The following is a 24,099-nucleotide window of genomic DNA, read 5'->3' on the forward strand; positions in this document are numbered from 1 at the left end:
CGGCATCTACGCGCGTCACCGCATGTGAGGGACCGATCGCCCCGAGTTGCCCCGGGGCCTGCGGGCCGTCAGCCCGCTATCAGGTGGTCGAACTCGCCGTCCTTGATGCCGAGGAGCATCGCCTCGATCTCCGCGCGGGTGTAGACGAGCGCGGGCCCGTCCGGGAAACGCGAGTTGCGGACGGCGACCTCTCCGTCGGGCAGCCTGGCGAACTCCACGCAGGAGCCCTGCGAGTTGCTGTGCCGGCTCTTCTGCCAGGACACCCCGTCCAACTCCGTGGCTGCCATGCCGTTGTACACGTCCCGGTCCACAGGTCGCTCCCCGGTGGTGCGGTGGCCCAGGGGCCATTGATGCAGTAGTCAACTGCCCGGATCATAACCCTGTTCATGTGCAGATGCATGAGCAGATGCACGTGCACGCGGGGTGGTCCTGCGGTTACAGCTTTGACGCGTGCTTTACCCGACCCGTTCCAGCGTCTGCCCCAAAGCTCGCAGGACATGCGACCGCCAGCCGCCGCCCATGATCCTGCGCGCCATGAGCTGAGCCGGGTCGTCGGGGTCAAAACCCTCGTGCACTAGGAAGAGACGCGTACCGCGGCCTTCCTGTTCCAGCGTCCAGGTGATGGTCCAGTCCGCGGGATGCTCCGGATCGGCGTCGGCCCAGCGCAGGGACAGCATCCGCTCGACGTCGTAGCCGAGAACCTGTACGTCCACGACGCCGGAGAAGTTCGTGTTGGGCCGGGGCACGGAGGTCATGCGGTAGCGGTGGCCCACCTCCAGCCGGAAGTCCTCCGCGCCCGGCATCTGCCACTGCACGAGCAGGCCGGGCTCGGTCAGGGCGCGCCAGACCTTGGCGGGCGGGTGGGGGAAGAACCGGTCGACGCGGATGACGGTGAGGTCGTCGTCGGGGATTTCCGGGAAGCCGGGGGTTTCGGGGAACTCGGTGCTCATGCCGGTTCATCGTCGGGCATGCGGTCGAGCAGTGCGCCGAGGCCCGTCAGCCGCTCGCGCCAGAACCGCTCGTACGGATGGAGCCAGTCCTGCACATCGGCGAGCGGGGCCGCCTCCAGGCGGTAGATGCGCTGCCGGCCGTTGCGCTGCTCGGAGACGAGACCGGCCTCCCGGAGCACCTTGAGGTGTTCCGAGAGGCTGGGGCGGCGCATGTCGAAGTGGTCGGCCAGGGCCTGGACGGGCTGCGGCCCTCCGTCGCGGAGCAGCCGCAGCACCTCGCGGCGGGTCGAGTTGGCGAGCGCGGCGAAGACGCGGTCCGCCTCCGCCGCGCGGGTACCGGTTGCGGTCATGCCCGCCTTTCTACTGGTGCGCCTCCGTCGGATGCGCCTCCGTCAGCAGCATCAGACCGTTGCCGTCGGGGTCCGTGAAGGAGGCCATGCGGCCCCACGGAAGATCGTCCGGACCCTGCACCCGGACACCCGCCTCGGCGAGCCGGGCGCAGTCGGCGTCGACATCGGTCGTGACCAACATGATCCCCCGGGCCTCGCCGGGCCGGAAATCCCCCATCCCCGGACCGGAGAGCGTGAAGACGGTCTGCGCGCCCTTCGGCGCCACCTGGAGCCAGCGCCCCTGGGGGGTGTCGAGGTCGGAGGTGACCTCGAAGCCGAGGACGTCCGTGTAGAAGCGCAGGGCGCGGTCCTGGTCGGCGACGGGGAGGGTGACGAAGGAGGCGTGGGTGATGTTCATGGGGACGACGATACGTAGGACTTTCCCTACGCGTCAACCGTAGGGAAAGTCCTACGTATGAGGCGATGCGGGCCCGCTGTCAACGGGTGAGGGCGAACCGGAGGGCGCAAGTCCTGTCGGTAAATCTCACAGGCGCTCCCCATGGGGCCACGGGGTGCTGCTGGTAGCTTGCTGCGGGCGTTCGGTCTCCCGGCCGGGCGCGTGGCCACCAACTGCTACAGCTTGGGAGCTTCCAGTGACTTCGGCGACCTTCACGCGTCCCTCTCGCACGGTGTCGCGCCGGCAGGTGCGGATCGCGGCGGCGGCCGCGGGCCTGGTGGGCGCACTCGTACTGAGCGCATGCAGCGACGGCGGCGACTCCAAGGACGACTCCTCGTCCACCCCCTCCTCCTCCGCCGCGTCGAGCGCGGACACGGGCGGCGGCACGGGCAGCAGCTCCGGCGGGACCACGGACTCCTCCGACGACCTGCAGGGCAGCTGGCTCGCCACGACCGGCGGCAAGGCCGTGGCGCTGGTCATCAACGGCAAGCAGGCCGGGCTCTTCTCGACCGGCGGGACCGTGTGCAGCGGCACCGCGGGCAAGGAGGCCGGGATGAAGATGCTCCATCTGACGTGCACGGACGGCAGCAAGGGCCGTACGACCGGCATGGTCGACTCCGTGTCCGGCAGCGCGATGCAGATCACCTGGTCGGGCAGCGTCGGCAAGGAGACGTACACCAAGTCCAAGGGCGGATCGCTGCCTACGGGGCTGCCCACGGCGAGCCTCGGGCAGTAGCCACCGGGGGCGCGCAACCGCCGCGAGGGCGCCTGCGTGATGATCCATGCACGCGATCCCCGGCGTCACGCCGCAGAGCACCCAAGGACCACCATGCGCGCCAGCTCCCTCACCGTCGCCGCTCTTGCCGCGGCTCTTCTTCTGTCCGCGTGCGACGACGGCGGTGACAGTGGCGGTGATGGCGGTGGCAGCAGCGCGGGCCGGGCCGGCGGCGCGTGCACGCTCGGCCACACCGGCGTGCAGATCGCGGCGAGCGCCGCACCGTCCGCCGGCGACACGGGCACCGTCACCGTCACGCTCACCAACCAGGGCGCCGAGTGCACTCTCAATGGCTTCCCCGGGGTCGGCCTCCGGGCGGACGGCGCGTCGAGCACCGTCCCCGCCGACCGGGCCGCCAAGGCCCAGAAGCTGACCCTCGCCAAGGACGCCACCGCCTCTTTCACCATCACGTACGTCCGGGGCGGGGCGGGCGCCGCCAAGAGCCTCGCCGTGAAGACGGGGACGTTCACCCTGCCCGGCTCCGCCGAGAAGCACAGCTTCACGTGGTCGTACGGCGATGTCGCCCTCAAGGGCGGCGGGGACGAGCCGAACGCCTCGGTGACGGCCTTCCAGCAGTCCGGCGACTGACGCGCGGACCGTATCGGGCGTCTCACGCGTTTCGTGTGTCTCACGCGTCTCGCGCGTCTCTCCCGTCTCGCGGGAGCCGCGGCCGGACCCCCATCTGTGCCCGGTCCGCCGCCTCCGCGCCCTCGGTCCAGCCCGCCGCGTCGCTGACGCCGCGCAGGCGGGTCGTGGTCGTGCGGGGGAACATGCGGTCCGTGTGGGCCGTGACCGCGACCTCGCGGGAGGCCAGGACCGGGAGCAGGTCGTCGGTCACCTGCGTCTCCGCGGCGGCCGCGAGGCGGGTGCCCGTGCGGTGGGCGTAGGCCGCGAGGAAGGACTGCCGGAAGGTCTTGGTGCGCTTGCGGCCGCCCGCGCGCTGGGCCGCCTCCGCCCTGGTCATCGCCGTCGTGGCCTGGACCAGGAGCGAGGTGTACAGGATCTCGACCGCCTCCAGGTCGGCCTCGAAGCCGACGACCGTGGAGAAGCCCATCGGTTCGTTCCACACCGCGCGGCAGTGGTTGGCGGTGGCCACCGCGTCCAGCAGCACCGCCTTGGCCTGCTCGTACGGCGCCTCGACACCGATCCGGCAGGCGCCGGGGGCCGCCGCGGTCGGGGTGAGGGCCGCCAGCAGCGCCTCGTCGATGCTGTGCCGGGCCATCAGCTCCTGCGCCTTGGCGGACAGCGCCTCCGCCTCCTGTGGGAAGCCGGTCGCCTCGGCCTTGGCGAGCAGCGCGCGGATACGGGTGAGCATGCGGGACTCGGAGCCGCCGGACGCGGTACCGGGCCGGTGCGTGGGTTCGTGCTCGTCGAGGGGTTCGAGCGCGGGCAGGCGCAGCAGGAGGCGGTACAGCTCCAGGACGGTGGTCGCGTGCGTGAAGCGGTCGGGGCGGGCGCGGGCGGCCGCTTCCGCCGACTCGGCGGCCCCGGCGCTGAGTTCGTCCAGTTGCGCGCGCCATCGGGGTCCGCGCGGTCTGTCGTGCGCCTGCTGCGCGCGGATCAGCTCCGCCGCCAGCCGTACGTGTACGTCGTCCAACTCCCGCCGCACGATCCGTACGACATCGGCGGGCTGCCAGCCACGCCGCCAGGCCGCCGCGACGAACTCCTGCCCGCGGCGGGCGAGTTCGGCGTCCGCCGCCGTGTCCGCGGCCAGCAGCGACGCGCCCGTGTCGAGGGCCGTGTCGCTCTCGGCGTACAGGGCGGCCCGAAAGGCGTGGTCGACGGTGCCGGCGGTGGCGCTGCTCATGCGTCGATCGTACAGAATCGACACCGCGCCCATTAAAATCGACACTGTGTAGACTTTCGGTTGAGGGAGGGCGGTCCAGCTCTCCGTACGACCTTTCTGGAGGAGCAGTGCAGCAGCAGAAGTGGCTCGTCACCGGCGTCAGCACGGGCCTCGGCCGTGCCTTCGCCCAGGCCGCCCTGGCCGCGGGACATACGGTCGTGGGAACGGTCCGCTCCGAGGAGGACCTGCGGGCCTTCGAAGAACTCAGGCCCGGGTCCGCTCACGGCCGCGTCCTCGATGTCACGGACGCCGACGCCGTCTCACGTGTGATCACGGAGGTGGAGCAGACCGTCGGCCCCCTGGATGTCGTGATCGCCAACGCCGGCTACGGCCTGGAGGGCACCTTCGAGGAAACCCCGCTGGCCGAGGTGCGGCGGCAGTTCGAGGTCAACGTGTTCGGGGCGGTGGCCACGCTGCAGGCAGCCCTGCCCCACATGCGCCGGCGCCGCCGCGGACATCTGATGGCCGTCACCTCCATGGGCGGGCTCATGGCCGTACCCGGCATGTCCGCCTACTGCGGCAGCAAGTTCGCCCTGGAAGGCATCCTGGAAGCGCTGGGCAAGGAGGTCGCACAGTTCGGGATCCATGTGACGGCGATCGAGCCCGGCTCCTTCCGCACCGACTGGGCGGGACGGTCCATGACACGCGCCGAGCGATCCGTCGACGACTACGACGAGCTGTTCGTCCCCATCCGGGAGGCGCGGCGGAAGGCCAGCGGGAACCAGCTGGGCAACCCCGCCAAGGCCGGCGACGCCGTCGTGCACATCGCGTCGGTCGACCGGCCGCCGGCCCACCTCGTTCTGGGTTCGGACGCGCTGCGACTGGTCACCGCCGCGCGCACTGCCGTCGACGAGGACATCCGCGCATGGGAGCCCCTCTCCCGTACGACCGACTTCGCCGAGGGGGCCCAGCTCTGATGCCCGGTCGTTCCCCCGCACGCAGCAGGCGGGCCACCGAGCGCAAGGGCGATGTCCGCGAGCGGGCCATCCTGGACACCTGCGAGGCCCTGCTCGCGCAGAAGGGCTACGACGCCATGACCGTCGGCGACCTCGCCCAGGGCGCCGGCATCACACGCGGCGCCCTGTACTTCTACTTCGGTTCAAAACAGGAAGCGGTCACGGCACTCGTGGCCCGGACCGTCGAGCACCTGTGGGAGCGGTCACGGACCACCGCACAGGCCGACGAGCCGCGCCAGGCCATCGCAGCGGCCATGCAACGCACCGTCGACCTGTGGAACGAGCACGGCCTGGTCATGCGCACGGCGATCGACCTGTCGTTGACCGTGCCGGAGATCGGCGAACTGTGGAGCCGTACGGCCGACTTGTTCATCACGGCCATCACCGCCGTCCTGGAACGAGCCGGCGTCGAGGCCGGCACCGAACCGGAGCAGGCGTCGGCGATGGCACGCGCCCTGTGCTGGATGATCGAGCGCAGCTTCTATCACGCCTCGCAGGAGTCCCGCGAGGAGCTGCAGAGGGCGTCCTCGACCTGCGAACACATCTGGCTGATCAGCGCCGGTCTGGTCGGCTGAGGCTCCGGTGCGGGCGGTCGGGCGCCGGCTTGACTTCGCGTGCGCTCCAAGTCCTAGCTTCACAGGCGTTCGCCAGGGCTTGAGGTACCGCCCGGTCCGCCGGGCAGGAGGAGTGTCCGCGCATGATCACCCGAACCACGCTCGGCTCGCCGGGGCTCACCGTCAGCGCGATGGGCCTGGGGTGCATGGGGATGAGCGAGAGCTACGGCGCCGCCGACTGGGACGGCGGCCTGGCCACCATCGACCGGGCCCTTGAGCTGGGCGTCACCTTCCTGGACACCGCCGACGCCTACGGCACCGGGCACAACGAGGTGCTGGTGGGCCGGGCCGTCAACGGCCGCCGGGACCGGGTGCAGGTGGCCACCAAGTTCGGCATCGACCGCAGTGCCGGCGACCGGGCGCGCCGCATCCGCGGTGCCCGGGACTTCGTGCTGCGCTCCTGCGACGCCTCGCTGCTGCGGCTGGGCGTCGAGGTGATCGACCTGTACTACGCCCACCGCCCGCCCCAGGACGTGGAGATCGAGGAGACCGTCGGGGCGATGGCCGAGCTGGTCGAGGCGGGCAAGGTCCGCCATCTGGGCCTGTCCGAGGTCGACGGCGAACTGCTGCGCCGGGCGCACGCGGTGCACCCGATCACGGCGGTGCAGAGCGAGTACTCGCTGTGGACCCGCGACGTCGAGGCGGTCACCCCGGTGATGGCCGAGCTGGGGGTCGGGCTGGTGCCGTACTCGCCGCTGGGGCGGGGGTTCCTGACCGGCGCCCTGGACCGCTCCGCGCTGGGCGAGAAGGACTTCCGGCGCACCAACCCCCGCTTCGCGGGAGAGGCCGGCGAGGCCAACGAGAAGATCGCGCAGACCGTGCGCGAGGTGGCCGACCGGCTGGGTGCCACTCCGGCCCAGGTGGCGCTGGCCTGGGTGTACGCCCAGGCCGAGCGGCTCGGCGTGGCGGTGGCGGCCATTCCGGGCACCCGCAGCCCTGCCCGGCTGGAGCAGAACGCGGCGGCGCTGGAACTGACCCTGGACGCCGAGGCGCTGGCCGCGCTGGACCCGCTGAGCGACGAGGTGAAGGGCGAGCGCTATCTTCCCGCGCACAGCGCCGAGGTGGCTCGGGGGTAGCTGGTTCGTTCGGCGCGTACGCGTGAAGGTGGGCGCGCATGCAGGTTGACCGACGCGTACGTCGCGGGCCAGATCGGCGCGTATGCAGGCGGACCGGGGCGTACGCCGCGGGCCAGATCCGCGCGCACGCAGGCAGACCGACACGCACGCGTGCCAGATTCGCGCACACGCAGGCAGACCTACACGCACGCGTGCCAGATCGCGCGCACGCAAGCAGACCGACACGCACGCGTGCAGATTGGCGTGCACGACGTTCGGTTCGACGGCGTCGTGACGTCGCGCGCGCCCACCGGTGCCCTCCCCCGTCACGACCAGCCGGGTCAGCCGCGGATGAGGGCCAGTGACCGGTCGAGGGCGTCCGCGATCGTGCAGGGGACGTCCGGGAGGACGCCGGTTCCTTCCCAGTTGGTGCCGGAGACGGGGTTGATCGCCCGGCCGATCGGGATGGTGGCCTCCAGGTTCGGGTGGACGGTCCAGCCCTCGCGGGGATGGGCGCCGCCGCGGGTGGGCTCGCCCACCACGGTCGCGCGGCCCAACTGCTGGAGGTCGTAGGCCAGTTCCTCGGCGGCGGAGAAGGTGTCGGGGCCGGTGAGGACGTGGAGCGGTTTGGTGCCGCCGAAGCGGGCGCCGGGTACGTGCGGCTGGGTCCAGGACTGGTCGTACCGGTCGCCCACGCGCGCGTACATGGTGTTGAGGTGGGTGCGCTCGTCCAGGAGGTGGCTGCAGACGAAGGCGACGGTGTCCGGGTCGCCGCCGCGGTTGCCCCTGAGGTCGAGGATCAGCGCGTCGGCGCGTGCGACCAGGGTGAGCGCGGCGGTGAGCGGCTCGGCGGACCATTCGAGCGGGAAGAGGGCGGGGGCCAGTTCGAGCAGTGCGGTCCCGCCGGTGAGCAGTTGCACGCGCGGGACGCCGCCCAGGGAGGCCTCGAAGTCGCGGCGCATCTTGGCCAGCGCGGCCTCGCCACGGCCCTGGGGCACCTCCTCCGGGTGGTACGCGAGCCGCAGGTGCAGATCGCCGTTGAGCGACTGCAGATCGGCGGTGACCAGGCTGCCGAGTTCCTCGGCGGTCGGCACGTCGTACGCGCCCTCCGCCAGCCGCCGGCGCAGGAGCGCGGCCAGCTGCTCGGCGATCTCCGGGAAGACGTAGTGCTCGATCAGGAGCCTGGCGGTCTCGTCGACGACCGCGGGAACGTCGGTGACGGGTGCGGGAGTCGGCGCCGGGGCGGCGGCTGAGGACGATGGCTGGCTGGTCGTGGTCATGACAGGTGAGTCAATCACCGGTCCACCCGCGCCTCACAGGGCGTTTTCCCGGACTCGTCTCACTCCCTGAGAATTCGGTCGCTTCCGTCGCCCGTCGGTTCAAGCATGGCCCCCATGGTGGACATGTCTTCGTACGCGGCCTTTCTCGTAGCGGCCTTCGCGCTCTGCATCACGCCCGGTCCCGACATGATGTTCATCGTGGCGATGGGCGGACGGGGCGGGCCCAGGACCGGGGTGCTGGCCGCGTTCGGCGTGGCCTGCGCGATGTTCGTGCACACGGTCGCCGCGGCGCTCGGGCTGTCGGCGCTGTTCCTGGCGCTGCCGACGCTGTACCACGTGCTGCGCTGGGCCGGTGCGGCCTATCTGCTGTATCTCGCGGTCAAGGCCTTCCGGGACCGTTCGGTGCCGGTCGAGGACGGGACGCCGGCCGGGCCCGGGCGGCGGCGCGCCTTCTGGCAGGGTGCCGTCACCAATCTGCTCAACCCCAAGGTGATCCTCTTCAACGTCTCCTTCCTGCCGCAGTTCGTGGACCCCTCACTGGGGCATGTCCGCGAGCAGTTCCTGGTCTTCGGGCTGACGATCACGGTGATGGGGTTCGCCGTGGACGGCTCGATCGGCCTGCTCTCCGGCAAGCTCTCGGCCCTGCTGCGCCGAAGCCGCCGGGTGGCGCGCGGGCTGAACATCTTCAGCGGCACGGTGTTCACGGGGCTGGCGGTGAGGTTGGCGGCGACACCGAAGTAGCGTCAACCTCGGGTTGACACGGACGGGGTGTCAACTTACGGTTGACACATGTCGACGAACCCCATCTCCGCGTCGTCCGTACGTCTCGACGACCTCATCGCTGCCATCAAGAAGGTCCACTCCCAGCCCCTCGACCAGCTCCAGGACGCCGTCATCGCCGCCGACCACCTCGGCGAGGTGGCCGACCACCTGATCGGCCACTTCGTGGACCAGGCCCGGCGCTCGGGCGCCTCCTGGACCGACATCGGCCAGAGCATGGGCGTCACCCGGCAGGCGGCACAGAAGCGGTTCGTGCCCAAGGAGTCGGCCGAACTCGACCCCAACCAGGGCTTCAGCCGCTACACCATGCTCGCCAGGAACGTGGTGATCACCGCCCACAACACGGCCAAGACCTCCAGGAACGCCGAGGTCGTGCCCGCCCATCTGGTCATCGGCCTGGTCGCGGAACCGAACGGCCTCGCGGCCAAGGCGATCGCCGCGCAGGGCGTTACGGCCGACGCCGTGCGCGAGGCCGCCACCGCCGCGCTCCCGCCGGCCTCCGAGGAGCCCCCGGAGCTCGTCCCCTACGGCTCGGACGCCAAGAAGGTCCTGGAACTGACCTTCCGCGAAGCCCTACGCCTCGGCCACAACTACATCGGCACCGAACACATCCTCCTGGCCATGCTGGAGTTCGAACACGGCACAGGAGTGCTCTCCAACCTCGGCGTCGAGAAAGCGCCCGCGGAGGCCGAGATCGCCAAGGCGCTCGAGGGCTATCTGAAGCTCCAGGGCGAGGGGGGCGAGCCTGGGCAGCAGGCCGAGTAGGGCGAGCAGGCCTGGCGCCGTTGTCAGACCCCCCCTGCGACACTCGCAGCATGACCGATCGCTGGGCGCTTGCTCCGGCCGAGGATGGTGGTGTGGAGATTGCGCCCCTCGGCCCGGACGGGCTGCTCGCGGGGCCGGTGCTGTGGGAGCCCGATCTCGCGACGGCGGTGCGGGCGCGGCCGCAGGTTGCCCGTTGGGTGTGGCGGTCCACGGCCGAGGTCTATCCGCGCCTGCTCGCCACGGGGGTGCGGGTGGAGCGGTGCTACGACATCGAGGACGCCGAGACCCTCCTCCTCGGCCACGAGGGACGGTACGGAGAGCCCCGCTCCGCGGCCGCGGCCCTGGCCCGGTTGCGCGGCGGCCCCGTACCGCCCGACCCGCCCCTGCGCTCCGCCGCCCCCGGCGCGCAGTCCTCCCTCTTCGAACCCCGCGCCGTCCACCTCCCGCTGCCCGACCTCGTCGAGGTCTACGCCGAGCAGCAGCGCCGACACGACGCCACCACGCACCCCGACCGGATGCGGCTGCTGACCGCGGCCGAGTCCGCGGGCATGCTGGTCGCCGCCGAGATGAACCGCGCCGGACTGCCCTGGAGCGCCGACGTACACCGCCAGGTGCTGCACGAACTGCTCGGCGAGCGCTATGCCGGCGGCGGCGAGCCCCGGCGCCTGGCCGAGCTGGCGGACGAGGTGTCCACCGCCTTCGGCCGCCGGGTGCGGCCCGACCTGCCCGCGGACGTGGTCAAGGCGTTCGCGCAGGCAGGCATCAAGGTCAAGTCAACCCGGCGCTGGGAGATCGAGTCCGTCGACCACCCGGCCGTGAAGCCGCTGCTGGAGTACAAGAAGCTGTACCGCATCTGGGTCGCCCACGGCTGGTCCTGGCTGCAGGACTGGGTGCGCGAGGGCCGCTTCAGGCCCGAGTTCCTCGCGCACGGCACGGTCACGGGCCGCTGGGTCACCAATGGCGGCGGCGCACTGCAGATCCCCAAGGTCATCCGCCGCGCGGTGGTCGCCGACCCCGGCTGGCGGCTCGTCGTCGCGGACGCCGACCAGATGGAGCCGCGGGTGCTGGCCGCGATCTCCCGCGACCCGGGGCTGATGGAGGTGGCCGGGCGCGAGAGCGACCTGTACCAGTCCGTCTCCGACCGCGCCTTCTCCGGTGACCGCGCCCAGGCCAAACTCGCCGTGCTCGGCGCGGTCTACGGCCAGACCTCGGGCGACGGCCTGAAGAACCTCGCCGCCCTCAGACGCCGCTTCCCCAAGGCGGTGGCGTACGTCGACGACGCGGCGCGCGCGGGCGAGGAGGGCAGGCTCGTACGGACCTGGCTGGGCCGGACCTGTCCCCCGGCGGCCGGGTCGGGCGACGAGGCCACCGAGGAGGCCGGGATCCCGCAGGACGACCCGGCGGAGACCCCCACCGGAACCGAGTGGGTGCCGGGCTACGCCTCGACGAACACCCGCGCCCGCGGCCGCTTCGCCCGTAACTTCGTCGTCCAGGGCAGCGCCGCCGACTGGACCCTGCTGCTGCTCGCCGCACTGCGCCAGACCTGCGCGAACATGGCGGCCGAGCTGGTCTTCTTCCAGCACGACGAGGTGATCGTGCACTGCCCCGAGGAGGAGGCGGAGACGGTGGTGGCGGCGATCCGGGACGCGGCCGAGCTGGCGGGCCGGCTGACGTTCGGGCAGACGCCGGTGCGCTTCCCGTTCACGACGGCGGTGGTGGAGTGCTATGCCGACGCCAAGTGAGGGGACGTACGGCGATCACGGAGCGGGGGCGTCGGCCAGCAGTTCCCTGAGCTCGGCGACCACCGCGTTCTCGTCCGTGCCGTCCAGCGCGTCGAGCGCACCGCGCCACTCTTCGTACGCCTCCTGCCCGCGCCCCTTCTCCCGCAGCAGAAGCCCGTGCTGGTGGCGGGCGAGAGCGCCGGTGAAGCGGTCGGCGCGGGCGTCCGCCTTGCGGAGCAGTTCGGCGCACTCGCCGCCGGCCCGTTCCGCGTGGCCGAGCAGCCGCAGGGCCCGCACCAGGCCGAGCCGGGTCTGCGACTCGCCGTGCCAGTCGCCGTGCCCGCCGAGGATGCGCAGGCTCTCCTCGAAGTGGGGCAGGGCGGCGGCCGGTTCACCGAGGGTCAGATGGGCGTAGCCGATGTTGCAGTGCGCGGAGTGCTGCACGATCACGGCGCCGAGCCGGTCACCGATCGCGAGCGAGCGCCGGTGCTGGTCGATCGCGGCGCGCGGGTCGGTGTGCTCGTAGAGATTGCCGAGGTGGCTGTGGGTCACGGCCTCGCCGTGCGGGTCCTTCAACTGCCGTGAGTGGTCGAGGCTCTGGCGCAGGGCCTGCTCCGACTCCTCGTAGCGGCCGAGTCCTTCGAGCAGCAGACCGCGGTTGTTGAGGCAGCGGCGCATCCGGGAGACATGGCCGAGCCGGCGCCAGATCGTCAGCGCCCGGTCGTTGAGGGCGAGGGCCTCGCTCTGCCGTCCGGTCAGGAAGTGCAGACCGGCGAGGTCGCCCAGCGCATAGCCCTCGGCGGCCTCGTCACCGAGCCGCCGGGCCAGGCGCAGGGCGGCCCGCCCGAGCACCTCCATCTCGGCGACCCGGCCGCTGCGCTGCACATACGGGTAGAAGAGCCGGATCAGCGTCGACAGGCGGGCGGCCCTGCGGTGATCGGTGTCGTCCGCGTCGTCGGTGTGCCGCTCGACCAGCGTGACGACGTTCACCAGCTCCGTGTCGCCCCAGGCGAAGGCCTGTTCGGCGGATTCGAAGGTGGGGAGGGCGGCGACATGCGCGGCGTGGTCCGACGGCTGGGCCGTGGTCGGACGACAGCGGTCGTCCTGGTCGAGGCCCGGCTCGACGATCGCGACGAGGGCGCGTTCCGCGGCGGCGGCGTACCAGGGCAGCGCGGAGTCCACCGCACTGGCTCCCCCGGCGAGTTCGCGGGCGTAGTCGCGGACCAGGTCGTGCGGGGCGTAGCGGCCGTATGCCGTCTCCTCCAGGAGCGCCACGTCGACGAGCCGGTCCAGCGCGGCCTCGGCGCGACGCGCGTCGATGCCGACGAGATGGGCGAGCAGGGGCGCGCCGTACGCGGGCAGGTCGAGGGTGCCCAAGCCGCGCAGCACCAGTGCCGCGTCCCGGTCGGCCGCGCGGCCCGAGTCGGCGAGCGCGTCGTGGGCGACGGCCAGGGAGCGGCGGACGCTCAGGTCGTCGTATTCGAGGTGGTGCAACCGTCCGCCGGTGGCGGCCAGTTGACCGGCCAGTACGTCCGGGGTGAGCGCGTGGCGTGCGGCGAGCCGGGCGGCGACGATGCGCAGGGCGAGCGGCAGGCGGCCGGTGAGTTCGACGAGACGGTGACCCGCGTCCAGGGCGTCACGGCCGGAAGCCGCCCGCAGCAGCGCGGCGCTCTCCTCGTCGCTCAGCGGGGTGAGCGGGAAGCGGCGGGCGCCGTCGAGGGCGGTCAGGGGCGAGCGGCTGGTGACGATCACGGCGCAGCCGGCACCGCCCGGCAGCAGCGGGCGTACCTGAGCGGCGTTCGCGGCGTCGTCCAGGACCAGGAGCGTACGGGTCGGGGCGAGGAGGCTACGCAGCAACGCGGCGGCCGCGTCCGGGTCTTCGGGTACGCGGCGGGGTTCGGTGCCGAGGTCGCGCAGGAGGGCGGCGAGGGCCTGGGCGGGGGTGAGCGGGGTCATGCCGGGGGTGGCGCCGTGCAGGTTGATGTACAGCTGCCCGTCGGGGAAACGGTTCTGCAACTGGTGCGCCACATGCAGGGCGAGAGCACTCTTGCCGACGCCCGCCATACCGCTGATCACGACGTGGCTGCGCAGGTCGAGGAGGGTGTGGCGGAGGGCGGACTGCTCGGGGGTGCGGCCGGTGAAGTGGGGTGGGGGTGGGGGGAGTTGGGCGGGGGTGGGGGTGGGAGGCGCTGGGGAATCCGGGGATGCAGGGGTGGCCGGGGAAGCCGGGGCAGCTGGGGTCTGGCGAGGGGGCAACCGGGTGTCGGGCAGGTCCGGGGGCCCATGGGCGCCGCCGGGCCGGGACCCGGTCACGGCCCGGTTCTCGTTCTCGTCCTCGTCCTCGTCCGCGTCCCAGTCCGCGTTCTCGCTCACGTTCAGGTTCACGTTCTCGCCGCTGGCGACGACAGACGGCGGCAGGGGCGCGCGAGTCCCCTGCAACACCTCCGCGTGAGCCTCGCGCACCGACCGCCCCGGTTCCACGCCCAGTTCCTCCACCAGGCGGGCGCGCAGATCGCGGTGGACGGCGAGCGCCTCGGCCTGGCGGCCGGTGCGGTGCAGGGCGAGCATCAACTGACGGTGATAGGCCTCGCGCAGCGGATGTTCGGCGGTCAGGGCGGCCAACTCCGGTACGAGACCCTCCAGTCGGGCGCCGCCGACGGCCAGCTCGGCGTCGTAGCGCCATTCCAGAAGGAGCAGCCGCGCCTCCTTCAGACGCTGGGCGAAGGCGTAGCCGCCCAGTTCGGCGGGGAGCCCGCTGAGCGGCGCGCCCCGCCACAGCGCGAGGGCGGCCGCACATTCGCGTACGACGCCTTCCCAGTTGTGGGTGATGTGCGCACCGCGCGCCGCGGCGAGATGACGCTCGAAGACATGGACGTCCAGCTCGCCCTGTTCGACCCGCAGGACGTACCCGGGCGGCACCGCGCGCAGCCGCTCCGGGTCGTCGAGCAGCCGACGGAGCCGGGCCACATGGTTGTGCAACGAGGCCTGCGCGGACGCGGGCGGCGCACCGCCCCACAGCGCGTCCTTGAGCGACTCGACGGAGACGACACGACCGGCTTCGAGGAGCAGGGCGGCGAGAAGGGTACGGACTTTGGGGCTGCCCACGGGCTTGAGGGCGGGGGTGATGGGGGTGATGGGGGTGTCGGGGGCGTCGGGGGTGGTGGCGGTATGGGCGGTATCGGTGCCGTAGAGAACCGGCGGCCCGAGCAGTCCGAACCGCAGCTCGTGCCGCCTCACGCCGCCCACTGCCTTCCCATGTCCCTGGCGGATTACCGCCCCTGTCGCAGCGGTTTCCCGCCACCCGTCCTTGGTGGCCCCCGCCGAAAATCCGCTACGGCGACGCCCTTCCGGCACCCGTGACCGACAGCTTCGCGCCAATCGGTCGAGGCCGGAACGGAGGACCGTTGGCCACATGTTAGCGATCCGTTGGTGCGACCTGATGTGATCACTTCATCGGATCTGGCCCGGGGGCGCGCGCGTACGACGCGTTTCTCGGGGGAGTGACGCCGCCGCGGCCGGATCCGGGGGACGCCCGAGGGCTCGGTCGGCGGAGGTGAACGACCGGGCCCCCGGCCCCCACCCGGGCCCGTACGACAGCCGGTGTCAGGCGTCAGGGGCAAGGTCAGGCGCGTCAGAGTCAGGCAGCTTCGGGCGTCAAACGATCGGCGGCCGCCCCAGTCGCGTGAGCCGCCACACCGTGCGCCAGCGCATCGGCCGCCGCTCGCCGGCCGGTTCCTGGAACCCCTCCACGAAGCCCCCGAACCAGGCGCGCAGCCCTGCCCGCGACCGGGTCCGCAGGAGGGTGAGCAGCACCCAGACGCCCAGGTGTACGGGGATGAGCGGCAAGGGGAGCCGACGGCGGACGAGCCACACGCGGTTGCGCGCGTTCACGCGGTAGTAGATGGCGTGCCGGGCGGGCGAGGTCTTCGGGTGCTGGAGGAGCAGTTCGGGCGCGTACAGGATCCGCCAGCCGGCGTCGACGGCGCGCCACGCCAGGTCGGTCTCCTCGTGCGCGAAGAAGAACTCGGCGGGCCAGTCGCCGATCTCGTCGAGCATGGCCGTACGGAATCCGTGGCCGCCACCGAGGAACCCGGTGACGTATCCGCCCTTCAACGGGTCGGAGGCGCCGACCCTCGGCACATGGCGCTGCTGTGTCTCGCCGTGCTCGTCCGCGATGCGGAAGCCGACGATGCCGAGCTTCGGGTCGGCCGCGAACAGGTCACGGACCCGGCTCAGCACACCGGGGTCGACGAGCAGCCCGTCGTCGTCCAGCTCCACCACGATGTCGGTGTCCCCGAACTCCCTCAGCGTGGCCAGAGCCTGGTTGCGTCCGCCGGGGCAGCCGAGGTTCTCGTCGAGTTCCACGAGGGTGACCTCGCCCGGCAGCGAGAGCCGCTCGGCGAAGTCGGGCAGCGGGCAGCCGTTGCCGACGACGACGATCCGCGCGGGGGAGAGATCCTGTTTGGCCACGGACTCCAGCAGGGCGTCGACCTCGTCGGGCCGGTTCCCCATGGTCACCACCGCGACCGCGATCCTCGGCGCTCCCAGGTCCCCCATGCCCTCACCCCAACCCCATCCCGGCCGCCGACCATCCCGGGCGCGATGCTAGCCGTTAACGGTAAGGACTTTCTCAGGTCGCCCATTCGTGGACCGAATCGGTCCCGGCCTGGGCTTCACGGTGAAGTCGCTCAGCGACTGCGCAGACCGCGCGCCTGTCCGACGGGCTCGACCCAACAGGCAGGCTGAGTAGGCGAGTTGAGGCACCGTCATTTTCCCTTGTGGACCTCAGCGAAGCGTCGGGAAGATGCCCGGCCGATACGCTTGCCCGGCAACGGCGTCACACCGGAGGAGAGGCGGCCATGAAGTTCGGCATCTTGTTCCGACCCCAGGACCCGCCCAACGCCGCGTCCATTGTGCAGCGTTGGCAGGAGATCCTCGCTGCCGCGCGCGTCGCGGAGGAGTGCGGGTTCGACGGGCTCTTCATACCCGAGCATCACATGATGCCGGACGGATATCTGCCCTCCCCGTGGGCGGCGCTCGGTGCGCTGGCGGCGATCACCGAACGCGTCGACATCGGCACCACGATCCATCTGCTCCCTTTCGAGCACCCGGTCCACGTGGCTGAGCACGGCGCGATGGCCGACATCCTGTCGGGCGGCCGTCTCCGCCTCGGTGTCGGCATGGGCAACTTCCCTGCGGAGTTCGAGCTCTTCGGCCTCGACGCGAAGCAGCAGGTCTCCCGGTTCGAGGAGGGCATCGAGATCGTGCAGCGTGCCTGGGCGGGCGAGGAACTCGACTTCCACGGCAAGCACTTCGACATCAAGGGCCGCATCACACCGGCGCCCGTGAGTCCCGAACTGTGGATAGGCGCGATGTCCGAACCGGGCGTACGTCGCGCAGCGCGCTTCGGCTGCCCATGGCCGACCGATCCACTGCACAACATCGAGGTGATGCGCTATTGGACGGAGCACTATCGCGCCGCCGGCGAGGAGTACGGCACCTCGGACCGGCTCGCGGTCAACCTCCTGCGCGACGGCTGGGTCGGCGATTCGCTCGAGGACGTCGAGCGCGTGTGGTGGCCGCACATCCGCGCCGATCACTGGTTCTACTTCAAACAGGTCCCGCGCTGGGTGGCCGAGCGTGAGCCGTTCCTCGAGGGCGTGACGGAGGAAGAGGACTTCCAGTTCGACCGGCACCGGCGCGACCGCCTGATCGTCGGCAGCCCCGACGACTGCATCGCGTCGATCCGCGCGTTCCAGCAGGCGATCGACCCGGCCTACCTGATCATGTCGTTCCGCATGGCGTCCGGGCCCAGCCACGAGGAAGAGCTCAGGTGCATCCGCAGGTTCGGCCGCGAGGTCATCCCCGCATTCCGGACCAACCGGACCGAGGAGGGCGCGACCGCAGCGCCGTAGGTTCCCGCGGGTCGGAGCAACCCGAACAAGCAAAACCCCAGGTCAGCGACTATCTGACCTGGGGTTTCAAGTGGAGCCGCCTTCGGGATTCGAACCCGAGACCTACGCATTACGAGTGCGTTGCTCTGGCCATCTGAGCTAAGGCGGCGCGCCGTGCGCACTATGGTGCGATCAGCAACGTCGGTAAGTCTACACAGTTTCGCGGGGTGCTCCGTACCAGCCCCGGTCGGGGGGAACGCGGGGCTGGTCGAGGGGGTTTCAGCAGCGCTTTCCCTTGGCCGGAGGGGTGCCGCGGAGCAGGTAGGTGTTGATCGCGGAGTCGATGCAGGTGCTGCCGCGGCCGTAGGCGGTGTGGCCGTCGCCGACGTAGGTCAGGAGGCGGGACGAGGTGAGCTGGCGGGCCAGGGACTGGGCCCAGCGGTACGGCGTCGCCGGGTCGCGGGTGGTGCCGACCACGACGATGGGGGCGGCGCCCTTCGCCTGGATGCGGTGCGGTTCGCCCGTGGGCTTCACCGGCCAGTACGCGCAGTTCAGGGAGGCCCAGGCCAGGCCCGCGCCGAAGACCGGGGACGCCTTCTCGAAGGCCGGGAGCGCCTTTTGCACCTCCTCGGGGCCGGCGAAGGCACCGGGCAGGTCCAGGCAGTTCACGGCGGCGTTGGCGAACATCAGGTTCGAGTAGCGGCCGTCGCCGTCGCGCTCGTAGTAGCTGTCGGAGAGCACCAGCAGGCCCGCGCCGTCGTTCTCCTTCATCGCCGACGACAGCGCTTCACGCAGCTGCCCCCACGAGGCCTCGTCGTACATCGCCGCGATGACGCCGGTGGTGGCGAGGGCCTCGCCGAGCTTGCGGCCGTCGGCGTCGCCGGTGGGGATCGGGTGGGCGTCCAGCTTCTTGAAGAAGGCGCTGAGGTTCCTGCCGACCTGGGCGGGCGTGGTGCCCTTGCCGCCGAGCGGGCAGTCCGGCTGCCGTACGCAGTCCTTCGCGAAGGACTGGAAGGCCGTCTCGAAGCCCGCCGTCTGGTCGAGGTTGAGCCGGCGCGCGGACAGGCTGGGGTCCATCGCGCCATCCAGGACCATCCGGCCCACCCGGCCCGGGAAGAGCCCGGCGTACGTCGCCCCGAGGAAGGTGCCGTATGACGCCCCCACGTACGTCAGCTTCGGCTGACCCAGGACTGCCCGGAGGATGTCCATGTCACGGGCCGCCTCGACGGTGGAGACGTGCCGCAGCAGCTTCGCCGAGTGCTGCCGGCAGCCCTGCGCGAACTTCGTGTACGCGCCGACCAGTTGGCCCGTCTCTCTCTTGTCGTCGGGCGTGGTGTCCGTCTGTGTGTAGGTGTCCATCTGCCGCCCGTCGAGGCATTCGACGGGCTCGCTGCGGGCGACGCCGCGGGGATCGACCGCGACCATGTCGTAGCGGGCGCGGACCTGCGCCGGGTAGCCGATGCCGGCGTACTGCTGCAGATAGCCGATCGCCGAGCCGCCCGGCCCGCCCGGGTTCACGAGCAGCGCACCGAGCGGCTTGCCCTTGCCCGTGGCCTTCTTGCGGGCCACGGCGAGCCGCACGTCCCCGGCTTCCGGTCTGTCGTAGTCCATCGGCGCCTTCATCGTGGCGCACTGGAAGCCCGGGACTCCGCAGTCGCGCCAGCCCAGCTTCTGTCCGTAGTACGAGGAGAGGGCGGACGGCGTCGCCTGCGGCAGGGCGGCCAGCGCCGCCTCGGCCGCGTGCTCGCCGGTGCTCGCACTGCCGCCGGAGGAGCAGGCGGAGACGAGCAGCGCGGCCGCGGCGAGGAGCGCGGCGACGGTTCGGGGCCGACGGGGACGGGAGCTGCGCCTGATGTACATCTGGCGAGCGTAACTCTGTGCAGTTGCCCGGATGCCTTCCGTGCACACCGTGGCTCGGACGAATTACGGCGTCAACGCGTCACGTCACCGCGCGTGCCCGATTCCCTCACCCCTCCCCTCACCCCGCTCTGAGCGCCATCGTCATCGCCTCCACCGCGAGCAGCGGGGCGACATTGCGGTCGAGGGCGTCTCGGCAGGCGGCGATGGCCTCGATACGGCGAAGCGTGGACTCCGGGGACCCTGCGCGGGCGAGGCGCTCCAGGGCGTCCTCGGCGTCCGCGTTGGCGATGGCCACGCGGGAGCCGAGCTGGAGGGCGAGGACGTCGCGGTAGAAGGCCGTGAGGTCGGTGAGGGCGAGGTCGAGGCTGTCGCGCTGCGTGCGCGTTCTTCGGCGCTTCTGCTTGTCCTCCAGGTCCTTCATCACACCCGCCGTGCCCCGGGGCAGCCGGCCGCCCTGGGCCGCACCGAGCGCCGCCTTCAGCTCCTCGGTCTCCTTGCCGTCCCGGTCCTCGGCGAGCTGTTTGGCGTCCTCGGCCGCCGCGTCGACGAGCTCCTGGGCGGCCCTGAGCGCCCCGCCGACGTCCTCGATCCGCAGCGGCAGCTTCAGCACGGCGGCGCGGCGCTCACGGGCGGCCGGGTCGGTGGCCAGACGGCGGGCCCGGTCGACATGGCCCTGCGTGGCGCGGGCGGCCGCGGCGGCCAGGGACGGTTCGACCCCTTCCCGTCGTACGAGCAGGTCGGCGACGGCATCCACGGAGGGCGTCAGCAGATTGAGGTGGCGGCAGCGGGAGCGGATGGTCGGCAGGACGTCCTCGATGGAGGGGGCGCACAGCAGCCAGACCGTGCGCGGGGCGGGTTCCTCGACCGCTTTCAGGACGGCGTTGGCCGACTTCTCGTTCAGCCGCTCGGCGTCCTCGACGAGGATGATCTGCCAGCGGCCGTTCGCCGGCGACGTGAACGACTTGCGGACCGTGTCGCGCATGTCCTCCGCGAGGATCTGCGTGCCGACCGCGGCGACGGTGGTGACGTCCGCGTGGGTACCGAGCAGGGCGGTGTGGCAGCCGTCGCAGAAGCCGCAGCCGGGGGTGCCGCCGAGCGCGCGGTCGGGGCTCACGCACTGCAGTGCGGCGGCGAAGGCACGCGCGGCCTGGGTGCGCCCCGCGCCGGGCGGTCCCGTGAACAGCCAGGCGTGCGTCATCTTCGACGCCTCGGGCGGTGGCGCGTCGGCGGCGGCCGCGGTGACCAGCGCGTCGGCGTCCCGGGCAGCGGCGTCCAGCTGCCCGGCCACCTTTTCCTGGCCGACGAGGTCGTCCCAGACGGTCATCAGCTCAGCCCGCCCCTTCGTCACATGTCACGTTGCCAGATCCATTGTGCGGGGCGGCACTGACAACGGCCGCGGAGCCGGTTCGCACCCCGGCTCCCGTCCTCCTTGCCTCAGCCCCGGCGCCCCCGACCGCGCCGACCGCGGCCCGCGTCGTCGTCGTGCTCGTCCTCGTGCGGGCCGAGCAGTTCGTCCGCCAGGGTCGGCAGGTCGTCCAGCGGGGTCTCCTCCGCCCAGTCCGGGCGCGCCCTGCGCCGCGGCTCGCCCTCAGCGTCGACCTGCGGTATCTCGCGCGTACGGTCCTCGGTCCCGTCCGGACCCGCCGGGGCCGGACCCGCCCCGGGCCGCTCGTCCCGGAAGTACCCCTGCGGCACCCGGTGCGAGGCGTCGTCGTCCCGCACGGGAGGCAGCACGGCGGTCTCGTCGTCGGCCCCGGGCCGCACCGGCGGCAGTACGGCCGTCTCGTCGGCGGCACCCGGCGGAACGGGCGGCAGCACCGCCGTCTCGTCGGCCGCACCCGCGGGAGCGGGCGGCTGCGGCAGCTGCGTGGTCACTTCGGCATCGGACTCGGACGGCGACCCGGGCCCACCCACAGGACGCTCGTCCCGCGGCTCCTCGCGCACCGGCCGCAGCACCGCCGTCTCCTCGACCGGCCCGCCCGACGCGTTCGTCGGCGTCACCACCGGTGTCGGCACCGTCGACGCCTCCGGCGGAACCACGGGTGCCGTCGGCTGCCGGGGCCCCGCCTCCGCGGCGGCCGCGGCCTCCTCGGCGAGCCGCCTGGCCTCCTCGGCCCGCAGCAGCGCCTCCTCGGCCTTGCGCTGCTTCTCCAGGCGCCGTGCCTCGGCCTCGGCGTGCAGCCGGGCCTCCTCCTCGGCCTGCTTGCGCCGGCGGTCCTCCTCCGCCTTGCGGCGGGCCTCCTCCTCGGCGCGGACCTTCTCCTCGGCGAGCAGCCGCGCCTGCTCCTCCTCGGCGCGACGGCGCGCTTCCTCGGCCCGCAGCCGGGCCTCCTCCGCCTGCCGCTCGGCCTCGCGGCGCTGCGCCTCCTCCAGCTCGCGCCGCTTGCGCTCCTCTTCCTCGGCGCGCAGCCGCTCCTCCTCGGCCTTGCGCTCGCGCTCCAGCCGCTCTTCCTCGGCCTTGCGGGCGGCCTCCTCCTCGGCCTTCCGGCGCGCCTCTTCCTCGGCCTTCCGGCGCGCCTCCTCCTGGGCCTTCACCTCGGCCTCGGACAGGGGCAGCATCTGGTCGAGCCGGTGCCGGACGACGGTGGTGACGGCCTCGGGCTCCTGACCCGCGTCCACCACGAGATACCGCCCGGGGTCGGCCGCGGCCAGCGTCAGGAAACCGGAGCGCACGCGCGCGTGGAACTCGGCCGGCTCGGACTCCAGCCGGTCGGGCGCCTCGGTGAACCGCTCGCGGGCGATCTCCGGGGAGACGTCCAGCAGCACGGTCAGATGCGGTACGAGGCCGTTCGTCGCCCAGCGGTTGATGCGGGCGATCTCGGTCGGGGACAGGTCGCGGCCCGCGCCCTGGTAGGCCACCGAGGAGTCGATGTACCGGTCGGTGATGACCACCGCGCCGCGCTCCAGGGCGGGCCTGACCACCGTGTCCACGTGCTCGGCGCGGTCCGCGGCGTACAGCAGCGCCTCCGCGCGGTGGGACAGTCCCGCGCTCGACACGTCCAGCAGGATCGAGCGCAGCCGCTTGCCGACCGGTGTCGCCCCGGGCTCGCGCGTCAGCACGACCTCGTGGCCCTTGCCCCGGATCCACTCGGCGAGCGCCTCTGCCTGGGTGGACTTGCCCGCTCCGTCGCCGCCCTCCAGGGCGATGAAGAAGCCCTTCGCGGCGGGCACCGTCACCGGGTCGTCACCGCCGAGCATCGCGTCCCGCAGGTCGTGGCGCAGCGGCACGCCCGAGCGGTCGTCGACCTTGGCCAGGACCAGTGCGGCCACCGGCAGCAGCAGCGCGCCGACCAGCATCAGCGTGAACGCGGCGCCGCCGTGCGCGAACACGAACTTGCCGTTCTCCAGCCGGTGCGGGCCGATGCCGGCCGCCACGACGGGCGCGATCACCGCGCCGAGCGCCACGCACACGCGGACGACCGCGTGCAGGTGCTCCGTCGTCCGCGCGCGGCGGTAGTCCTCGGCCTCCTGGTCGAGCAGCGTGTGCCCGGTGTTGGCGGCCACGCCCGCGCCGAAGCCGGCCAGCGCGACGATCAGCAGCACAGTGGTGACGTCCGGCACGAGCCCGGCGGCCAGCAGCGCGATGCCGGTGAAGGCGATCGCCAGCGCCAGCAGCCGACGCCGTGACAGGGCGGGCAGCAGGGCGGGAGCCGTACGGATGCCGACGACGACACCGCCCGTCAGCCCGAGCACCAGCAGCCCGTACATCACCGGGCCGCCGCCCAGGTCCTTGGCGTGCAGTACGCAGACGGCGACGGCCGCGGCGATCGCGCCCGCGACGGCGGCGGACGCGAAGACCAGCAGCGGGATGGCGCCCGTGCGGCCCTTGTCCACGCCCGTGCCCGTCTTGGGGCGGCGCAGTCCCTCGAGCGGCGACCGCGCGCGCGGAGTGCGCGTGTCGGGCAGCTCCACGTAGGTCAGCACGGACAGCGACGCGGCGAACAGCCCGGCCGCGACATACGAGGCGAGGGCGGCCTGGTGCTGCTCGAACCAGTCGATGCCGGCGCCCAGCAGGTTGTTGAGCAGCCCCGCGGCGACGAGCGCGGCGGCGGCGAGAGGGATCGACACGAAGCTCGTACGCAGCGTCAGCCGGCGCAGCGCGTCCAGGTGGTCCGGCAGCGGCCGTATCGTCGCGCCCTCCGGGGGCGGGGCGGGCAGCAGCGCGGGCGCCGCGCTCTCGCGGCACACCGTCCAGAAGCGCTCGGCGACCCCGGTCACGAAGGCGCTGACCAGGATGGCGGCCAGTGCGTTCTGCGGGGTCCAGTCGATCCACAGGGGCGCGACGATCAGCACCGCGGCCCTGAGACCGTCGGCGCCGACCATGGTCCAGCGGCGGTCGAGCGGACCCTCCTGCGAGGTGAGGGAGGTCAACGGTCCGAGGAGCACGGCGCCGAAGAGGAGTGTCGCAAGGATGCGCACCGCGAAAACGGTCGCCACTGCGAACGCCACGCCGCGGTAACCACCGCCGAACGAGCCCTCGCTGATCGCCGCTTGGAGGGCGAGGAGGACCAGCACCAGGAGGGCGAGGGTGTCGCCGATGCCGCCCACGAGCTGGGCGCTCCACAGCCGCCTCAGCTGCGGACGCCGCAGCAGGGCGCGGACGGCGCGCTCGCGGGAGTCCGCGACAAGGACGTCGTCGGGGGCCGGGTGGTGGGCCGTTGGCTGCTCGGCTCGCGTCATGCTTTCAGCCTATCGGGACCGACTGACAGCTCGTGGCACGCGCCCGAACGTGCGCACGCCCCGACACCAAAGCGATATCGGGGCGTTCGTTTTGCGAAGTCTCCGCGGAGGAAGGCCTTCGGACTGTTCCGGCTGTT

20 protein-coding genes and 1 tRNA gene are annotated in these 24,099 nt (G+C 72.3%); 9 read left to right on the forward strand and 12 right to left on the reverse strand.

From position 1 onward, the window contains the following. Nucleotides 1-68: 68 nt before the first annotated feature. The 4 genes from MQN93_RS11845 to MQN93_RS11860 form a co-directional block, all read right to left on the reverse strand. Nucleotides 69-311 carry a DUF397 domain-containing protein gene (locus tag MQN93_RS11845; protein WP_242709446.1) on the reverse strand — a complete coding sequence of 81 codons (243 nt, stop codon included), beginning with the start codon at nucleotides 309-311 and terminating at the stop codon, nucleotides 69-71. A gap of 144 nt (nucleotides 312-455) precedes the next feature. Continuing rightward, nucleotides 456-950, reverse strand: a complete 495-nt coding sequence (locus MQN93_RS11850) for an SRPBCC family protein (protein ID WP_016437403.1) — start codon at nucleotides 948-950, stop codon at nucleotides 456-458. Beyond that, complete coding sequence (locus MQN93_RS11855) at nucleotides 947-1,300, reverse strand: ArsR/SmtB family transcription factor (protein WP_016437402.1); 354 nt, start codon at nucleotides 1,298-1,300, stop codon at nucleotides 947-949. The genes MQN93_RS11850 and MQN93_RS11855 overlap by 4 nt, the downstream gene beginning before the upstream one ends. Before the next feature lie 10 nt (nucleotides 1,301-1,310). Further along, nucleotides 1,311-1,697, reverse strand: coding sequence for a VOC family protein (locus tag MQN93_RS11860; RefSeq protein WP_242709447.1), 387 nt, complete (start codon nucleotides 1,695-1,697; stop codon nucleotides 1,311-1,313). A 235-nt stretch (nucleotides 1,698-1,932) separates the two neighbouring features. Between MQN93_RS11860 and MQN93_RS11865 the strand changes: the two genes are divergently transcribed. Both MQN93_RS11865 and MQN93_RS11870 read left to right on the forward strand, forming a co-directional pair. Next, on the forward strand, nucleotides 1,933-2,472 hold the full coding sequence (locus MQN93_RS11865; RefSeq protein WP_242709448.1) for a hypothetical protein: 540 nt from the start codon (nucleotides 1,933-1,935) through the stop codon (nucleotides 2,470-2,472). Nucleotides 2,473-2,565: 93 nt separating this feature from the next. Then, nucleotides 2,566-3,099, forward strand: coding sequence for a DUF4232 domain-containing protein (locus tag MQN93_RS11870; protein WP_242709449.1), 534 nt, complete (start codon nucleotides 2,566-2,568; stop codon nucleotides 3,097-3,099). A gap of 40 nt (nucleotides 3,100-3,139) precedes the next feature. Here the strand turns inward: MQN93_RS11870 and MQN93_RS11875 are convergent, their stop codons facing one another. Further along, entirely contained in the window at nucleotides 3,140-4,318 is a 1,179-nt protein-coding gene (locus MQN93_RS11875; RefSeq protein WP_242709450.1) for a DUF2786 domain-containing protein, read from the reverse strand. A 107-nt stretch (nucleotides 4,319-4,425) separates the two neighbouring features. Between MQN93_RS11875 and MQN93_RS11880 the strand changes: the two genes are divergently transcribed. From MQN93_RS11880 to MQN93_RS11890, 3 genes are all read left to right on the forward strand, one after another. Beyond that, nucleotides 4,426-5,274: an oxidoreductase gene (locus MQN93_RS11880; protein WP_242709451.1), complete on the forward strand. Its 849-nt coding sequence runs from the start codon at nucleotides 4,426-4,428 to the stop codon at nucleotides 5,272-5,274. Beyond that, nucleotides 5,274-5,888, forward strand: coding sequence for a TetR/AcrR family transcriptional regulator (locus tag MQN93_RS11885; protein WP_242709452.1), 615 nt, complete (start codon nucleotides 5,274-5,276; stop codon nucleotides 5,886-5,888). The genes MQN93_RS11880 and MQN93_RS11885 overlap by 1 nt, the downstream gene beginning before the upstream one ends. 122 nt (nucleotides 5,889-6,010) lie before the next feature. Continuing rightward, nucleotides 6,011-7,003 carry an aldo/keto reductase gene (locus tag MQN93_RS11890; RefSeq protein WP_242709453.1) on the forward strand — a complete coding sequence of 331 codons (993 nt, stop codon included), beginning with the start codon at nucleotides 6,011-6,013 and terminating at the stop codon, nucleotides 7,001-7,003. Nucleotides 7,004-7,323: 320 nt separating this feature from the next. On the opposite strand, the gene MQN93_RS11895 is transcribed toward MQN93_RS11890, so the two are convergent. Then, on the reverse strand, nucleotides 7,324-8,262 hold the full coding sequence (locus MQN93_RS11895; RefSeq protein ID WP_242709454.1) for a S41 family peptidase: 939 nt from the start codon (nucleotides 8,260-8,262) through the stop codon (nucleotides 7,324-7,326). 114 nt (nucleotides 8,263-8,376) lie between these two features. On the opposite strand from MQN93_RS11895, the gene MQN93_RS11900 reads away from it, so the two are divergent. Genes MQN93_RS11900 through MQN93_RS11910 form a run of 3 tightly spaced genes read left to right on the forward strand, consistent with a single transcriptional unit; the run spans nucleotide 8,377 to nucleotide 11,549 of the window. Beyond that, nucleotides 8,377-9,003: a LysE family translocator gene (locus MQN93_RS11900; RefSeq protein WP_016437393.1), complete on the forward strand. Its 627-nt coding sequence runs from the start codon at nucleotides 8,377-8,379 to the stop codon at nucleotides 9,001-9,003. Nucleotides 9,004-9,051: 48 nt separating this feature from the next. Beyond that, nucleotides 9,052-9,807 (forward strand): Clp protease N-terminal domain-containing protein, encoded by a 756-nt coding sequence (locus tag MQN93_RS11905; protein WP_242709455.1) that lies wholly within the window; start codon nucleotides 9,052-9,054, stop codon nucleotides 9,805-9,807. A gap of 50 nt (nucleotides 9,808-9,857) precedes the next feature. Then, nucleotides 9,858-11,549 (forward strand): bifunctional 3'-5' exonuclease/DNA polymerase, encoded by a 1,692-nt coding sequence (locus MQN93_RS11910; protein WP_037783425.1) that lies wholly within the window; start codon nucleotides 9,858-9,860, stop codon nucleotides 11,547-11,549. A gap of 15 nt (nucleotides 11,550-11,564) precedes the next feature. On the opposite strand, the gene MQN93_RS11915 is transcribed toward MQN93_RS11910, so the two are convergent. Continuing rightward, nucleotides 11,565-14,774, reverse strand: a complete 3,210-nt coding sequence (locus tag MQN93_RS11915; protein ID WP_242709456.1) for an AfsR/SARP family transcriptional regulator — start codon at nucleotides 14,772-14,774, stop codon at nucleotides 11,565-11,567. Nucleotides 14,775-15,182: 408 nt separating this feature from the next. Next, nucleotides 15,183-16,076, reverse strand: a complete 894-nt coding sequence (locus MQN93_RS11920) for a glycosyltransferase family 2 protein (protein ID WP_242709787.1) — start codon at nucleotides 16,074-16,076, stop codon at nucleotides 15,183-15,185. A gap of 311 nt (nucleotides 16,077-16,387) precedes the next feature. On the opposite strand from MQN93_RS11920, the gene MQN93_RS11925 reads away from it, so the two are divergent. Beyond that, on the forward strand, nucleotides 16,388-17,443 hold the full coding sequence (locus MQN93_RS11925; protein ID WP_242709457.1) for an LLM class flavin-dependent oxidoreductase: 1,056 nt from the start codon (nucleotides 16,388-16,390) through the stop codon (nucleotides 17,441-17,443). A gap of 71 nt (nucleotides 17,444-17,514) precedes the next feature. On the opposite strand, the gene MQN93_RS11930 is transcribed toward MQN93_RS11925, so the two are convergent. The 4 genes from MQN93_RS11930 to tmk all read right to left on the reverse strand — a co-directional run bounded on the left by MQN93_RS11930 (nucleotide 17,515) and on the right by tmk (nucleotide 23,962). After that, nucleotides 17,515-17,591: transfer RNA gene (locus tag MQN93_RS11930), tRNA-Thr, on the reverse strand. 110 nt (nucleotides 17,592-17,701) lie between these two features. Then, complete coding sequence (locus MQN93_RS11935; RefSeq protein WP_242709458.1) at nucleotides 17,702-19,282, reverse strand: alpha/beta hydrolase; 1,581 nt, start codon at nucleotides 19,280-19,282, stop codon at nucleotides 17,702-17,704. 118 nt (nucleotides 19,283-19,400) lie between these two features. Beyond that, entirely contained in the window at nucleotides 19,401-20,606 is a 1,206-nt protein-coding gene (locus MQN93_RS11940; RefSeq protein ID WP_242709459.1) for a DNA polymerase III subunit delta', read from the reverse strand. Nucleotides 20,607-20,716: 110 nt separating this feature from the next. Then, entirely contained in the window at nucleotides 20,717-23,962 is a 3,246-nt protein-coding gene (gene tmk, locus MQN93_RS11945; RefSeq protein WP_242709460.1) for a dTMP kinase, read from the reverse strand. Between the last annotated feature and the right edge of the window lie 137 nt (nucleotides 23,963-24,099).

The sequence above is a fragment of the Streptomyces spinosisporus genome (genome assembly GCF_022698145.1).
Classification (GTDB): Bacteria; Actinomycetota; Actinomycetes; order Streptomycetales; family Streptomycetaceae; genus Streptomyces; species Streptomyces spinosisporus.